The organism is Pseudomonas chlororaphis (assembly GCA_001023535.1).
Lineage (GTDB): Bacteria > Pseudomonadota > Gammaproteobacteria > Pseudomonadales > Pseudomonadaceae > Aquipseudomonas > Aquipseudomonas chlororaphis_E.
Genome location: CP011020.1, coordinates 2,726,365 through 2,741,907, shown reverse-complemented (window position 1 = coordinate 2,741,907; position 15,543 = coordinate 2,726,365). Strand labels below are relative to the sequence as shown.

General features: G+C 57.6%; 12 protein-coding genes. 7 read left to right on the top strand and 5 right to left on the bottom strand.

Annotated features, from left to right (window positions below; genetic code table 11):
* Nucleotides 1-262: 262 nt before the first annotated feature.
* Nucleotides 263-1,120, top strand: coding sequence for a hypothetical protein (locus tag VM99_12055; GenBank protein AKJ98760.1), 858 nt, complete (start codon nucleotides 263-265; stop codon nucleotides 1,118-1,120).
* Nucleotides 1,121-1,282: 162 nt separating this feature from the next.
* Entirely contained in the window at nucleotides 1,283-1,768 is a 486-nt protein-coding gene (locus VM99_12050) for a hypothetical protein (GenBank protein AKJ98759.1), read from the top strand.
* A 122-nt stretch (nucleotides 1,769-1,890) separates the two neighbouring features.
* Here the strand turns inward: VM99_12050 and VM99_12045 are convergent, their stop codons facing one another.
* Together VM99_12045 and VM99_12040 are read right to left on the bottom strand one after the other, a co-directional pair.
* Complete coding sequence (locus tag VM99_12045) at nucleotides 1,891-4,488, bottom strand: hypothetical protein (protein AKJ98758.1); 2,598 nt, start codon at nucleotides 4,486-4,488, stop codon at nucleotides 1,891-1,893.
* Nucleotides 4,489-4,738: 250 nt separating this feature from the next.
* A complete protein-coding gene (locus tag VM99_12040; protein AKJ98757.1) occupies nucleotides 4,739-5,833 on the bottom strand; it encodes a hypothetical protein in 1,095 nt (364 codons plus the stop codon).
* 441 nt (nucleotides 5,834-6,274) lie between these two features.
* Between VM99_12040 and VM99_12035 the strand changes: the two genes are divergently transcribed.
* Nucleotides 6,275-6,634 carry a hypothetical protein gene (locus VM99_12035; protein ID AKJ98756.1) on the top strand — a complete coding sequence of 120 codons (360 nt, stop codon included), beginning with the start codon at nucleotides 6,275-6,277 and terminating at the stop codon, nucleotides 6,632-6,634.
* Nucleotides 6,635-6,950: 316 nt separating this feature from the next.
* On the opposite strand, the gene VM99_12030 is transcribed toward VM99_12035, so the two are convergent.
* The 3 genes from VM99_12030 to VM99_12020 form a co-directional block, all read right to left on the bottom strand.
* Nucleotides 6,951-8,150, bottom strand: coding sequence for a succinyldiaminopimelate aminotransferase (locus VM99_12030; GenBank protein AKJ98755.1), 1,200 nt, complete (start codon nucleotides 8,148-8,150; stop codon nucleotides 6,951-6,953).
* A gap of 137 nt (nucleotides 8,151-8,287) precedes the next feature.
* Nucleotides 8,288-10,990 (bottom strand): protein-PII uridylyltransferase, encoded by a 2,703-nt coding sequence (gene glnD, locus VM99_12025; protein ID AKJ98754.1) that lies wholly within the window; start codon nucleotides 10,988-10,990, stop codon nucleotides 8,288-8,290.
* 47 nt (nucleotides 10,991-11,037) lie between these two features.
* A complete protein-coding gene (locus VM99_12020) occupies nucleotides 11,038-11,820 on the bottom strand; it encodes a methionine aminopeptidase (GenBank protein AKJ98753.1) in 783 nt (260 codons plus the stop codon).
* A gap of 359 nt (nucleotides 11,821-12,179) precedes the next feature.
* Here VM99_12020 and VM99_12015 point away from each other — a divergent pair, with 359 nt between their 5' ends.
* The 4 genes from VM99_12015 (at nucleotide 12,180) to VM99_12000 (ending at nucleotide 15,531) form a co-directional block, all read left to right on the top strand.
* Nucleotides 12,180-12,917: a 30S ribosomal protein S2 gene (locus VM99_12015; GenBank protein ID AKJ98752.1), complete on the top strand. Its 738-nt coding sequence runs from the start codon at nucleotides 12,180-12,182 to the stop codon at nucleotides 12,915-12,917.
* A gap of 194 nt (nucleotides 12,918-13,111) precedes the next feature.
* Nucleotides 13,112-13,978, top strand: a complete 867-nt coding sequence (locus tag VM99_12010) for an elongation factor Ts (GenBank protein ID AKJ98751.1) — start codon at nucleotides 13,112-13,114, stop codon at nucleotides 13,976-13,978.
* A gap of 255 nt (nucleotides 13,979-14,233) precedes the next feature.
* On the top strand, nucleotides 14,234-14,977 hold the full coding sequence (locus VM99_12005) for a uridylate kinase (GenBank protein ID AKJ98750.1): 744 nt from the start codon (nucleotides 14,234-14,236) through the stop codon (nucleotides 14,975-14,977).
* Nucleotides 14,974-15,531, top strand: a complete 558-nt coding sequence (locus VM99_12000) for a ribosome-recycling factor (protein AKJ98749.1) — start codon at nucleotides 14,974-14,976, stop codon at nucleotides 15,529-15,531. The genes VM99_12005 and VM99_12000 overlap by 4 nt, the downstream gene beginning before the upstream one ends.
* The last annotated feature ends 12 nt before the right edge of the window (nucleotides 15,532-15,543 follow it).

Sequence of the window (15,543 nt, the reverse complement as noted above, 5' to 3'; positions counted from 1 at the left end):
AAGCAAAGCCGCCCGAAGGCGGCTTCAATCGACACGCAGTTGAGCTTATTCCGGCCCGTCTGCGTGTCTGGGTCAACCCTGAGAGAGACCCATACTCCTGCCACGCCCGCACCCGTCACGGTATCAGTGGCCATGAAAATATTCCTCGGTGTTGGATTGGGCATATTATTAGCTGACTTTTTCAACGCTCTCTTGGCTTGGCATCTGAGTGCCGGGCAAATGAAGACTGAGGACAGGCGTGGCGAATTTCAAATCGACTGAAATGCGGTTCCTAGACTCGCTCTTCGACATGGGAGGCGGATATGTCCTCGATTTCTCCAACCGCAGGATGGACGAGTTCTTCATGGAGGAGCTTGAGATCGATATCTCCCACGAGATGTTTTCCAAGGATGGCACGTCCAAGGCCAGACGCGTCAGGTGCCTACTTCAAAACGCCGACCTACCTACGGTCGCCCGTGTGCTCAAGGCCCTCTGGAAGTACCGGCAATCTTTACGGGAAGAGGCTAAGGCCGAAGAAGACGTCGTGAATGCCGAAAGGCGCTTTCTCTCTCTGCTTGAGTCAATAGAGTCGCCAGGTGCGCACGCTGCTGTGGTTCGCAATCCATTCTCTGCGGCAGCGGTGGTTGATCAGGGCCCAATCCTCGATGCCCTGAAGCAGCGGTTGTACGACCTGCGTGATCTGCCTCCGCAAAAGCGTGGCTACGAATTCGAAGGATTTCTCAAAGAGCTTTTTGACTCATCTAAGCTTCAGGCACGTTCGCCGTTCAGCCTAGTTGGTGAGCAAATAGACGGTAGCTTCCAGCTCGGAAACGAAACATATTTGATTGAGGCCAAATGGGTCAGGGATCCGATTGGAGCAGCTGAGCTACACACGTTCCAGGGCAAGCTCGATCAAAAGGCTGCTTGGGCACGTGGTGTTTTCATCAGCTATGGCGGGTTCACGCAAGAAGGCCTTCATGCGTTTGGTCGAGGCCGAAAGGTGATCTGCATGTCCGGCGAAGACATCTACAAGGCGCTGGGAAAGCGGATACCCATCGCTGAGGTGATTGAGCGGAAGGTAAGGGCGGCGGCAGAGACGGGCGCTGCATTCGCTCCGCTGGATGAGTTGTTCAAGCAGTGACCTGACTGAGGCATCGGATCAGTGGCCTGAGGTCACCTGCTACTCATTTTCAGTTGATTGCTATCTGTGGTGGTTGGCGAATACGGTTACGTCATCAGGGCAGACGATATATTGGCTGTTACTGAAAGGACAGGGGATGGCGGATGTACGGAGGGTGCGGGAATGATCTACTTCTTCATTGAAGACAGCAATGAGCAGGTGAAGATAGGTCGGGCCAAGGACATCGAGCGGCGCAGAAAAGGCCTTCAAACCGGGAATCCACGGAAGCTTTTGCTTTTGGGGTGGATCCGAACCGATGATGACGTGCGGCTGGAGAAGGAGATTCATCAGAACTTCTCTCACCTTCGTGGTACTGGCGAATGGTTCGACTTGGATCCTGCGGACATCTTGCCGATCCTTGAGCATTTTGGCATCGATGGGTTTGTCGGTACGACTGGCGATTCTTTCGAAGTTATCGGCAATGACCGGGACGGCGTGCCTGAGTATCTCGGCGTTTGGAGCTGGGGCAACCTGGAATGGAACGAATGCTGCCCTTTCTGCGGAAGCTTTTGCGGCATGCACTTTCAAGACGCGTCGAGCATGTACCACTGCCTAAACTGCGACGCGCTGACAACCTTTGATTTCCTGAGTCATCAGGAAGAGGAGTGACAGGGTCAAAAGTACGTTGTCATGTCAGTCTGAGGCGAGTTGTAATCCCGTGGGATCTTGGAACTGGGCGGGTCAAAATCAGAGCGCTCTGCTTGATTCTGACCCTTGTTTAATGATCCATGTTAGCTGGCTCTAGATCCAAAATCCGTGATCCAGCGTTGCAAGGCCGTTACATCGGCTTCAAATACATCCAGTTCCAGAGCGCTGCTGGGCTTTTCATCGGACTGAGCATGTTCGAACACTGAGTAGCGAGTCATCAGGTCATCGATGAATACGCAGTCTTCGTTTGTCACCTTGGCGACTTTGTGCAGCTTGCCTTGGGTATTGATCGCGCGTCTGAAGCGGCCTACGACATCCGCCAAAAGAATGTACTCAATCGTCTTCTCGACTATCACCCTGAAATCACTGCAGGCGCTTTTGCCTAGCGTCTCGTAAGCGTCGACCTCGGCCCTTTCCTGGTGTTTTTTCAGACGCGTAATGGTGTTGTCGATCAATCCGCGAACAGCGCTTTCCGGTTTCAGGTCTCGAGCGCTAGCGGTGGCGACGATACCAGCAACTTTGTCCATTCTCCTCAGCGAGGTCAGTGTCGGCTTGACGGATGGCATCCCTGGCATCTTGTTCCATTTTTCCGTAACCGCGTCTACTAATGCCACTAAAGATAGTCGGTGAGTAAAAATGATGACCTGCCTCGTCTGAGACAAGGACACGAGGCGTTCGACAACCTTCTCTTCAAAGTCTTGGTCGAGTGACGATATTGGGTCATCAAAAATGAATGGAGCCAACTGGTTTGACCCCGTAGTGTCCGCAAGGAACGCGGCAAGTGCGGCGATCCTGGTTTCGCCCTCGCTCAAGATATAGTCCAGCCCATGGGAGCCATTTGCACCAACTAGGTTCAAGCCGAAGGTGATCTTCCCCTTACCGCCGGATTTACTTTGCGGAGCTATTGGGAGGCGGTGGCCGCCGAGGAGCTTCAACTCTTGCAGGAATCTCGCCTGATAACCCGCATCAAGCTCGGTCTTCGCCAGCTCATTCTTTTTCGTAGTCAGGGAGTTAGTGGCGGCTGAGCGTGAAGCTTTGTCTATTGCTGCAACGGCGATCAACCTTGCCCTTTCAGCGCTGATTGAGGCTTTGTTCTGAGAAAGCCATTGCTTGGCTTGGAGTTGCTGGAGTCGGCTCTGCATTGTCTGGCGATGTTCATCCTTCAACAGGGCCGACAGGCTCACCTCTTCTTCGATCAGGTATGCAGACTTGGTCTTCGCAGCTTCGTTTATGCTCGACCAGTCGAAAGGTTGCAAGGTGCCTACAGGGCTACCCAGTGCAATTTGATCGAGCCGTGTTTTCAACAGACCAAGCCAAGTGATCCCATCGGCTTCTTCAAAGCCTAGAGTGGACATGTGAACGATCCAGTCAGCTTGTCCTGGAAGAGTTGGCAGCCGCTTTTTGCGATCAACAAAACTATTTTCAGCCGTCTTGGCAGTTGTTTCGAGGCCGTCGGTCACAAACTTCTCAAACCCTGCCAGACGAGCTTTGGCGCCCTCGCTGAGGCTTTGGTGGCAAAGTACGCAACGTGAGTTAGCTGAGACGTTAGGGAATGCCGTTTCGACGTAGGCTGTGCCGGTGGAGTAGGCACGTGCTTGCTCCCACATTTTCTGCCAGGTCGCTGAGCCGACGCCTTCAAGCTCTGCTTTCCCGAAAATTGCTGCCGCCGCCTCTTCGCAGGTGCTCCTTGCTTTGACGGCGGTATTTTTCAGGTTTTCTAGTTCGCCTGCCGTCGCGTCGTTCAGGCCCAGTTGAAGTGTCGACATCGCTGTTTCAATACTTTTCAGCGTGGTTTTCTCTTTGTTGATGGCCAAAAGGCGACCAGCAATGTCCTTCTCTGCGAGCAAGGCTTCGCTCTCTATACGCTCCCGATCAAGCTGGTCGGTATACAGACATTCCTTATCAATGCTCGCGGGAGTAGTCGTACTTTTCAGGCCCTGAAGCCATTTCGTTTCAGCTGTGTGATTTAGGATTTCTGGAATGGCGGGTAGCGCTTTGCTGAGTGATGCCTTTTCTCCGGCAAGCTCTGCGCTTACGGCGTCTGCTGTGGCGATCAGGGCTGATACGAATTTCATCCGACTGGGCTCGTAGCATGCCTCAGTCCGTCCCATGTACTGTTGAGCCGCTTTGCTGTCGAACACTTGTGCGTGTCGTAGAGCCTTGTGCGGCCCGCTGGGGATGTCCCAGTGAACATCCGCCGGTTTACCATCAATTGACACCTTGAAATGCGCACGGCACGGCGTAGGTGCTGGATCGAAGACATTACTGCGTATTTCGTCTTTGGATCGTGATCCGCAGATCTCCTTTAACAGTCGTGCAAACCCGCTCTTGCCGGTTCCATTCTGTCCATAGATCACCGAGAGATTGCTTTTGCCGAATGGCAGATTAGCGCCGGCCTTGATCGCGTTCAGCCCATGCACATCAAGGATCTCTTCAATTCGAAGCTGAGGTCTGTTAGCTACATGCGATAACGTTCCGGGGGTTACGGTCAAAAATCCTTGATCAGCCTCATCTTTGGCTTCGAGCTTACAAAGCCTAGCTAGGGTTTTGATTTCATCCTGGGTCAGTTGCCGCTTGGAGTCGATAAGCATGCGAGCTGCTGTCTGCAACCACTTAGGGCGCGCATTCAGCCACGTCTCGAAATCATCAGCTAATACTGGCTCTATCTCAATCTTCGTCATGACAGACCTATCTCAGGAGGGAATCTATGAGCTTAGGTGCAAAGTGGCTTATTGCTATTATTTTTCTATTGGGCTGGTTGCCGGATGTAACCGCTGAAAAAGATAGTGAACACGCACACAGGCAACTTTAGGAGGCCATGAATACAATCCAAGCCCCCGGCCTGATCACCCGACACTATATGCTAGGGCGAGCGGTCGTCCGGCACTCAGAAGGTTCAAAAGGCGCTGAGGGAAATTAGAGGCCTCAGGTTCATCTGCCGCGTTTCATTAAGAATTCCACGAAGGCATTCGCAGGATTGTGCCCATCTTCATCACCAGCCCTGCCCAGCGCTTCTGGGGTGACATCTGTCGTGGGCCAGACACAGCCGCTAACGAAATCATGAAGACATCCCAGCCTATCCAGTTTCATGAAAAATTCATCATTCGTTTCGCCCTTCTGCCGCTTGGTGTAATAGTACGAAAGCGCGCTGGTGAGCACGTCGGTAAGCTGGATACCATCAGAATCGTGTGAGGCACTGAAGGCCAACGTGTTCAGCCTCAGGGGCAACTCAATCTGGGCGTTTCCGAAACCAATCACTTGTTGCTCTTCAGCCTGTTCTTCGAGCTCGGCGATTGCCGTGAAAAAATCGGCCTGCCGTTCTAGTGGCTCCGAGTCATCGCATATCGCGTCGAACCGGGCGTGCTGCCTTCCCCACTCAACACACAGCGAAAAGAAAGCCGGGATCGCAGGATTGAAGGTGCTCTTGGGCAGTTCTACGAGGACATCCCGGACAATCACCGAGGTCATGGACAGCACTTCGAGCTCCCACTCCATCGGCAGCGCGCTCTGTGCGGCAGCTTCTTTCACTATCTCCAAATGCTCGTAGAACGCTGTGATTGCTTCCTCGCTCTTCTCGCCGCACATGTCGTAGTAGACGGAGAGAAATTGATCGAAGCAGGCGTCCCCCACTGCCAGGGGAAGACAAGCGAAGAGCATGTTGCTCAGAGCAATGTTCTGGCCGTTCTCGTAGAGGTTGAAGTCGAAGTGGTAGTAAAGCAGCGGCTCCAGGAGGTCATCGATCACCTTGGTCAGCAGCATGAACCGCTTGTGAAACACCTGTGCCTTGAAGCGCTCAGGCGTCACCAAGTCGGACTGGAATAGCTCAATGATCCGATCTTGCCCTCGCCCAGACTTTCGAAGCTTTTTGAAGTGGATTTCAGGAGCCTGCCTGGAGCGCAGCGGGCTGAGGAGCTGTTCACACTCTTCAGCGCTGAAGTCACATGAGCCAAGAATGAACAATGGCTGATCAAGGTCGGCCAACTGCCGCCCTGTGTTGCCGGACTCGTCGAAGTAGATTGTTGCCATTGCGCCACCCTCATCTTTTGGCCTGCGCCGAGTATCAGACCAAAGCTGAGGTGTTAAACCCGTAAAATCAATGATTTGCTTTGAATAGGCCCGTTTTATTTCTTTTCTTGTCTGAGCAATCGATTGTGGTCTGTCAGACGCACCGAAGTTTCCGACAAGTTTTTAAGGTTGTCCGTCGGAAGCGAGGGCTCTAGCCTCTGGGTGTCGCTGCCAATTCAGTGACCGGATGTGAGAATCCGAACTCCTCTAGGCGCGCAGGCGTCGACCATATAAAGTGCAGGCGCTTTTTCGTCTGCGCATTATGTTATGGCGGCCGTGCGCGGGCATGCTTCGGCATGGCCGGGTTCCTAGAGTCTCGGATTCTCACCCCGCGTACGGCTGCCACCCTCCGGTCCGTGAGAAGACTCGGTGGCGGCTCCCAATTCTCTAGGAGCTATAAACATGATCAAAGAAACGCCGAATCCTCCAAAGCCGGCCTCTACTTTCCCCTACGGCGATTACGCACCCGAAAAGCTGCAAGAGGTGGCTGACCGTGTGCTGGATCAATACCTCAAACCTGACGACAGCGAGCCAGAACCCAAACCCTCAGTACAGTTATTCACTGTGGCTGACGGTATCGACACCGAAGTGTTGCTGGCCAACCTCAGCGAAACCCTGGCGTCGGCCAATGCAATGCTCAATGACCTTGCCTTCGATCAGGACGGCTCGCGACGACATGTAGCGTTGGGAGTGGCCCAGATGATTGAGTTGGGGATGTTGTTGGCGAATAAGTGCCTGGATCGGGTAGAACTTCGGACTTGATGCGGTAAGTGCCGGCCTCACCGCGAGCAAGCTTTGCTCCCACAGTGGACTTGTGTGGCTCACACAACCTGTGATCGATACCGGATACTATGGGAGCAAAGCTTGCTCACGATAAATCGAAAGGCAAACACAAAAATACCTGTGAAGCACTGGACCTGTGGCGAGGGGATTTCCCCGTTGGGCTGCGCAGCAACCCTAAAGCAGTGACCTCAATCGTTCTGGCACACCGAGTTGTCTGTTTTGGGGGCCGCTGCGCAGCCCAGCGGGGATAAATCCCCTCGCCACAACAGCGGTCCACTTCAGTCCGATACAGCCATCACCCCCGGCGCTGGATGAACGCGCGGATCCGCTCGGCCGCTTCCACGCACTCGGCCAATGGGGCGACCAGGGCCATGCGCACGCGGCCGGCGCCCGGGTTGACGCCGTCCACGTCGCGGGAGAGGTAGGAGCCTGGCACCACGGTCACGTGTTCCTGCTCGAACAGGTCCCGGCAGAACGCCGCGTCATCGCCTGCCACGTTGGGCCACAAGTAGAAACTGCCGTCGGGGCGTTGCACGTCCAGCACCGGGCTGAGGATCTGCAGCACGGCGTCGAATTTCTCCCGGTACAGTGCCCGGTTGGCGCGTACGTGCACTTCATCGTTCCAGGCGGCGACGCTCGCCAGCTGGGTCTGCACCGGCATCGCGCAGCCGTGGTAGGTGCGGTACAGCAAGAAGCCCTTGAGGATGTCCGCGTCGCCAGCCACGAAACCGGAGCGCAGGCCAGGCAGGTTGGAGCGCTTGGAGAGGCTGTGGAACACCACGCAACGCTTGAAATCCTTGCGTCCCAGCTCAACGCAGGCGCTGAGCAGGCCCGGTGGCGGCGTCTGCTCGTCGAAATACAGCTCGCTGTAGCACTCGTCGGCGGCGATCACGAAGTCGTGTTCGTCGGCCAGGGCGATGAGTTTTTTCAGCACATCCACCGGGATCAGTGCGCCGGTCGGGTTGCCGGGGGAGCACAGGAACAGGATCTGGCAGCGTTTCCAGATGTCCGCCGAGACGGCGTCGAAATCCGGGTTGAAACCGTTTTCGTCCAGGCACGGCAGGTAGTGCGGCTTGGCACCGGCCAGGAACGCGGCGCCTTCATAGATCTGGTAGAAGGGGTTCGGGCTCACGACCAGCGCATCGTCACCGCGGTTGACCACGGTCTGGGTGAAGGCGAAGAGGGCTTCGCGGGTGCCGTTGACCGGCAGCACGTGGCGCGCCGGGTCAAGCCAGCCGTTCGGCACACCAAAGCGTCGCTCGCACCAGCCGGTGATGGCTTCACGCAAGGCCGGGATGCCGAGCGTGGTCGGATAAACCGCCATCTGGTCCAGGTTGCTGGCCAGGGCCTCGGCGACAAAGCTGGGCGAGCGGTGCTTGGGTTCGCCGATGGACAGGGCAATCGGCCGCTTGTCCGGGTTGGGCGTGACGCTGCCGAGCAGGGCGCGAAGCTTCTCGAACGGGTAGGGCTGCAACTGGTTCAGGGCATTGTTCATCGGGGGCCTCGTTCAATGTGGGGCGCTAGCCTTGTGGGAGCGGGCTTGCTCGCGAAAGCGGTGTGTCAGGTGATGGTCAGTTGACTGACACACCGCTTTCGCGAGCAAGCCCGCTCCCACAGGGGATATAGAGTGGGTCAGATACTGATACGCGTCAGGTTGATGTCCGGTTCCTGGTTGACGCTCAAGTGCCGGACCATCTCTTCCTGCAAGCGGCTGCACAACTGCGGGTCGGATAATGGCTGGTTGTGGGCGTCGGTGATGAAGAACACGTCTTCCACGCGTTCGCCGAGGGTGGCGATCTTGGCGTTCTGCAGCGACAGGTCGAACTCCAGGAAGATGTGCCCGACCCGTGCCAGCAGGCCCGGACGATCCGGGGCGCTGAGTTCCAGCACGGTGACCTGGCGCAGGGCGTCGTTGTGGATCGTCACCTGCGGGGCAAACGCGAAATGCTTGAGCTGGCGCGGCACCCGGCGCTGGATGATGGTCGGGTAGTCCGCCGGGTTACGCAGCGCTTCGGTCAGGCCTTCGCGGATCTGCTTGATCCGCGCCGGGTTGTCGCCAATCGAGTCGCCGTCGGTGTCGAGCACGATGTAGGTGTCGAGGGTGAACTGGCTGCTGGAGGTGATGACCCGGGCGTCGTGGATGTTCAGGTTGAGCTGGTCCATCGCGGCCACGGTCACGGCGAAGAAGTCGTGCTGGTCCGGCGCGTAGATGAAAATCTGCGTGCCGCCCTCGAACTCGCGCTGAGTGGTTTCTTTGATCAGCACCAGGGGCCCGCCATCGGCCGGTTGTTGCAGGATCGCATCGCTGTGCCAGGCCACGTCGCCGGCGGTGTGGCGCAGGAAATAGTCATCGCCCAGTTGCGCCCAGAGCTGTTCGACGTCGTCCGGATCGGTGCCGCCGCGCACCAGGATGTCCAGGGCGGCGCTTTGTGTGCGACGGATCTGCTCTTCGCGGTCCACGGGGTTTTCCAGGCCGCGGCGCAAGGCCCGCTTGGTCTCGGTGTACAGCTGGCGCAACAGGCTGGCGCGCCAGGAGTTCCACAGGCTTGGGTTGGTGGCGTTGATGTCGGCCACGGTCAGCACGTAGAGGTAATCCAGGCGGGTTTCATCGCCGACGATCTGGGCGAAGTCGTGGATCACCTGCGGGTCGGACAAGTCCTTGCGCTGGGCGGTGGTCGACATCACCAGGTGGTTCTGCACCAGCCAGACGATCAACCGGCTGTCCCACACCGGCAGTTGGTGTCGCTGGCAGAACGCCTCGGCATCCACCGCGCCGACCTCGGAGTGATCGCCCTGGCGCCCCTTGCCGATGTCGTGGTACAGCCCGGCCATGTAGATCAGCTCGGGCTTGGGCAGCTTGCCCATGAGCTTGCTGGCCAGCGGGAATTTCTCGGACACCTGGGTGTACTGCAGCTTACGCAGGTGCTTGATCAGGTTCAGTGTGTGGGCATCGACCGTATAGATGTGGAACAGGTCATGCTGCATCTGCCCGACGATGAAGCCGAACTCCGGCAGGTAGCGCCCGAGGATCCCGTAGCGATTCATCCGCCGCAGGTTGCGGTGCACGCCGATCTTGCATTTGAACAGCTCGATGAACAGGCTGGTGTTGCGGATGTCATGACGGAAATCGTCATCGATCAGGTGCCGGTTTTCCCGCAGCAGGCGAATGGTGTCGGCGCGCACGCCCTTGATTTCCGGCTGCTGGGCCATGAGCACGAAGATTTCCAGCATGGCGAACGGCGTGCGGCGGAACACATTGGGGTGGCGGGCCTCGATGTAGCCGTCGTGCAGTTGGAAGCGCGAGTTGATCGGCAGCGGCGCTTCCTCGTCCTCGGGGGCCAGGATGACTTCCTCGAAGTGCTGGATGATCAGTTCGCTGAGCTGGGCGATGCTCATCACCACCCGGTAGTACTGTTGCATGAAGTTTTCGATGGATTGCTTGGCGTCCTGCCCTTCGAAACCCAGCAGCCCGGCGATGGAGCGCTGGTGATCGAACAACAGGCGGTCTTCGGCGCGTCCGGCGAGCATGTGCAGGGCATAGCGAACCTTCCACAGGAATTCCTGGGAGGAGGCCAGCAAGGCGTTTTCGCTTTCCACCAGGAAACCTTCGCCGGCCAGTGCACGCAGGTTCAGCGTGCCGTACTGGCGGCGGGCGACCCAGAGGATCGTCTGGATGTCCCGCAGCCCACCGGGCGAGCCCTTGACGTTGGGCTCCAGGTTGTACTCGGTGTCGTTGTACTTGTGGTGACGGGCTTTCTGCTCGGCGTGCTTGGCGAGGAAGAAATCCTTGCTCGGCCACATGTGCGCGGTGCTGGTGACGTCGAGCATGCGTTGGCGCAGGTGCTCGGGGCCGGCAATGGTGCGGCTTTCCATCAGGTTGGTGATGACGGTCAGGTCGGCGCGGGCTTCGTCGGCGCACTCCTGCACCGAGCGCACGCTCTGGCCGACTTCCAGGCCGATGTCCCACAGCAGTGTCAGGAAACGCTCGATGGAATCGCGAAAGACCTCATGGTCGGCGTTGTCCAGCAGGATCAGCAAATCGATGTCGGAGTAGGGGTGCAACTCGCCGCGTCCGTAGCCGCCGACGGCCACCAGGGCGATGTCGGCGTCCTGGCTCCAGTCGAACTGCTCCCAGGCCTTTTGCAGGATGTTGTCGACGAACCAGGCGCGGTCCTCGATCAGCCGGCGGATATCCCGGCCATTGCGAAAGCGCTGGTCCAGCACCTCGTGGGCCTGGCGGATCGCCTTCTTGAATGCCGAGATGGGGCTTGCCTTCAGGGCCAGTTCTGCCTGGAACTGGCCGCGGTCGAAGAGTTCGGGATCCACCTGCGGCATTAATGGCTTTCCTTTCTATATCTATGGAGCGATAGACGAGTTGCGGATCAGGCGGAAACGCGGGCGATGGTGTCATCGCTGCGCAGGGTGAAGATCTCGTAACCGGTCTCGGTCACCAGCAAGGTGTGCTCCCACTGGGCCGACAGCTTGCGGTCCTTGGTGATGGCGGTCCAGCCGTCACCCAGCACCTTGGTGTCGGCGCGGCCCTGGTTGATCATCGGCTCGATGGTGAAGGTCATTCCGGCCTGCAGCTCCATGCCGGTACCGGCGCGGCCGTAGTGCAAGATCTGCGGCTCTTCGTGGAACACCTTGCCGATGCCGTGGCCGCAGAACTCGCGCACCACCGAAAAACCGTTCTTCTGCGCGTGCTTCTGGATCACTTCGCCGATGTCCCCGAGGCGGCAGCCCGGCTTCACCAGTTCGATGGCCATGTACATGCATTCCTGGGTGACCTTCGACAGGCGCTGGGCCCACTCCGGCACGTTGCCGACATGGAACATGCGGCTGGTGTCGCCATGGTAGCCGTCCTTGATGACGGTGACGTCGATGTTCAGGGTGTCGCCGTCCTTCAACGGCTTTTCGTTGGGGATGCCATGGCAGACCACGTGGTTGATCGAGGTGCAGATCGACTTCGGGAAGCCTTTATAGTTGAGCGGCGCCGGGATGGCCTTCTGCTCGTTGACGATGAAGTCGTGGCAGATGCGGTCCAGCTCTTCGGTGGTCACGCCCGGCTTGACGTAGTCGGCGATCATTTCCAGCACGTCGGCGGCGAGTTTGCCGGCGACACGCATTTTCGCGATGTCCTCAGGCGTCTTGATGGTCACGGTCATACAGGCTCTCTTTGCGCCCGACGGCGCTGTTCAAAACGAAATGAGCGGCGGATATTGATCCGGGCAGCCCTTAAAGAGGCGATTCTAACAGACCATCCTGGCAATCCGCGCCTGTCAGCAATACCAGATCGGTCAGGCGCCATAAATAAACCGTGGCTTGAGGTGTTTTGCCTACCTGCAGAATCCGTGTTCCGTTTTCGCCCTTGCTGTGGTATAAAATGCGCCGCTTTCCGGGGATGACCCCGTAAGCTTAAATCCACACACGTGTCGACACGATGACCTGGGTGCCTTTGGCTCATGAGCCGCTGGTTGGTCATTGGGATACGTGGAGGCCAAACCCGACTTATCAAGGAACTATCATGTCCCAAGTCAACATGCGCGATATGCTGAAGGCCGGTGTGCACTTCGGTCACCAGACCCGTTACTGGAACCCGAAAATGGGCAAGTACATTTTCGGCGCGCGCAACAAGATCCACATCATCAACCTTGAAAAAACCCTGCCAATGTTCAACGAGGCACTGACCTTCGTAGAGCGCCTGGCCCAGGGCAAAAACAAGATTCTGTTCGTCGGCACCAAGCGTTCCGCTGGCAAGATCGTTGCTGAAGAAGCAGCACGTTGCGGTTCGCCGTACGTCGATCACCGCTGGTTGGGCGGCATGCTGACCAACTTCAAGACCATCCGCGCTTCCATCAAGCGTCTGCGTGATCTTGAAGTCCAGTCCGAAGACGGCACTTTCGCCAAGCTGACCAAGAAAGAAGCGCTGATGCGCTCCCGCGATCTTGAGAAGCTGGACCGCTCCCTGGGCGGTATCAAGGACATGGGCGGTCTGCCTGACGCACTGTTCGTGATCGACGTTGACCACGAGCGCATCGCGATCACCGAAGCCAACAAGCTGGGCATCCCGGTCATCGGCGTTGTCGATACCAACAGCAGCCCGGAAGGCGTTGACTACATCATCCCAGGCAACGATGACGCCATCCGCGCCATCCAGCTGTACATGGGTTCGATGGCTGACGCTGTTATCCGTGGTCGCAACAACGTGAATGGCGGCACCGAAGTCTTCGCTGAAGAAGCTCCGGCAGCAGCCGCTGAGTAATTGACGCCCTGGCGTTGACTCAGTAAGCAAAAAGGGGGCTTGGCCCCCTTTTTGCCACCTCGAAAACCATTTGTCGCCAGCGCAGCTACCTGTTTGTAACTTGCCGCGGTCTATAAACGATGGTTTTCCAGGAAGAATTGATCGCCCGTTCGATCGGGTGGAATGGTTGAAAACCTATCCAAGAGGATTTTGAAATGGCAGAGATTACTGCAGCGTTGGTCAAAGAACTGCGCGAGCGTACCGGCGAAGGCATGATGGACTGCAAGAAAGCCTTGACCAAGGCTGGCGGCGACATCGAGAAAGCCATTGATGACATGCGTGCTTCGGGCGCCATCAAGGCTGCCAAGAAAGCGGGCAACGTGGCCGCTGAAGGCGCCATCGCTATCAAGGACGACGGTAAAGCCGCCGTTCTGCTGGAAGTCAACTCCCAGACCGACTTCCTGGCCCTGCAGGATGACTTCAAGGCATTCGTTGCTGCCAGCGTCGAGAAAGCCTTCGCTGACAAACTGACCGACGCAGCCCCGCTGATCGAAGCTCAGGAGCAAGCGCGTCTGGTCCTGGTTGGCAAAACCGGCGAAAACGTCAACATCCGTCGCCTGGTTCGCGTTGAAGGTGACGTGGTCGGCACTTACCTGCACGGCAACAAGATCGGCGTAGCAGTTGTCCTCAAGGGCGGCGACACCGAGCTGGCGAAAGACATCGCCATGCACGTTGCAGCGACCAACCCTGAGTTCCTGCTGCCTTCGGACGTTTCGGCCGAAGCGATCGAGCGCGAAAAAGGCGTTTTCCTGCAGCTGAACGAAGAGAAGCTCAAGGGCAAGCCTGCCGACATCGCCGAGAAGATGGTGGCCGGTCGTATCTCCAAGTTCCTGGCTGAAGCCAGCCTGGTCGAGCAAGCGTTCGTCAAGAACCCTGAAGTCAAGGTCGGTGACCTGGCCAAGAAAGCCGGTGCTGAAATCGTTTCCTTCACCTACTTCAAGGTTGGCGAAGGTATCGAGAAGCCGGTCGACAACTTCGCTGAAGAAGTTGCTGCCCAGGTAGCTGCTGCCAGCAAGCAATAAGACAGGTTTTTACAACTGTCGCCCAGAAGAGGCTGCCCGCTCACGCGCGCAGCCTCTTTTTGGATGAGGATGCCGATTTTTATTGGTTTCCTGTCGGAACTGGCTTACAAAGCCGTGTTCCGATGGCGCTGTGTCAGCGTCAAGCCAGGCTTTGAACGAAAAGTCCCGCAGGCATTTTTCGTTCAGCGCACTGAGTGAGTGCAGGCTGCAAACAATCTGCAAATTTTCGTAAATACGCCGCAGGAGAGATTCGCAATGGCTCAGCAGGGCAGTGGTTATCAGGCTCGCTATAAACGCATTCTACTCAAGCTTAGCGGCGAGGCCCTGATGGGCTCGGAAGAGTTCGGGATCGATCCGAAGGTACTGGATCGCATGGCCCTGGAAGTTGGCCAACTGGTTGGAATCGGCGTCCAGGTCGGCCTGGTCATCGGCGGCGGCAACCTGTTCCGTGGTGCGGCGCTGAGCGCGGCCGGCATGGATCGGGTCACGGGCGACCACATGGGCATGCTGGCCACTGTGATGAACGCCCTGGCTATGCGCGATGCCTTGGAGCGTGCCAATATCTCGGCCATCGTGATGTCGGCCATTTCCATGGTCGGCGTGACCGATCATTACGACCGCCGCAAAGCCATGCGCCACCTCAACTCCAAGGAAGTGGTGATTTTTGCCGCAGGTACCGGTAATCCGTTCTTCACCACGGATTCGGCTGCCTGCCTGCGAGCGATCGAGATCGATGCCGATGTCGTGCTCAAGGCAACCAAGGTCGATGGTGTCTACACCGCCGACCCGTTCAAGGACCCGCATGCCGAGAAGTTCGATCATCTGACCTACGATGAAGTACTGGATCGCAAGCTGGGGGTCATGGACCTGACGGCCATCTGTCTGTGCCGCGACCACAAGATGCCGCTGCGCGTCTTTAACATGAACAAGCCCGGCGCCCTGCTGAATATCGTACACGGCGGCGCGGAAGGGACTCTGATCGAGGAAGGCCAACAATGATCAACGAAATCAAGAAAGACGCCCAAGCGCGTATGCAAAAATCCCTGGAGTCTCTGAGCCACGCGTTTGGCCAGATTCGTACCGGCAAGGCGCACCCGAGCATCCTGGGCAGCGTGATGGTGCCTTACTATGGCGCCGACACGCCGATCAGCAGCGTTGCCAACATCACCGTCAAGGATTCGCGGACCCTGCAAGTCGTGGCCTTCGAGCGCAACATGCTCGCGGCGGTCGACAAGGCGATCCAGAGCGCCGGCCTGAACCTCAACCCGACCAACCTGGGCGAGTTGCTGCTGATTTCCATGCCTGCCCTGACCGAAGAAACCCGCAAGGGCTTCACCAAGCAGGCGCGCAGCGCGGCCGAAGATGCTCGGGTTGCCGTGCGCAACATCCGTCGCGATGCCCTGGGCGAGCTGAAGAAGCTGGTCAAGGACAAGGAAATCAGCGAAGACGAAGAGCGTCGCGCAGCGGCCGATATCCAGAAGCTGACCGATAAGGCCGAGGCTGACATCGATGCGGCCACCAAGCAAAAAGAAGCGGACCTGATGGCCGTATAAGGGTCCCGTTTT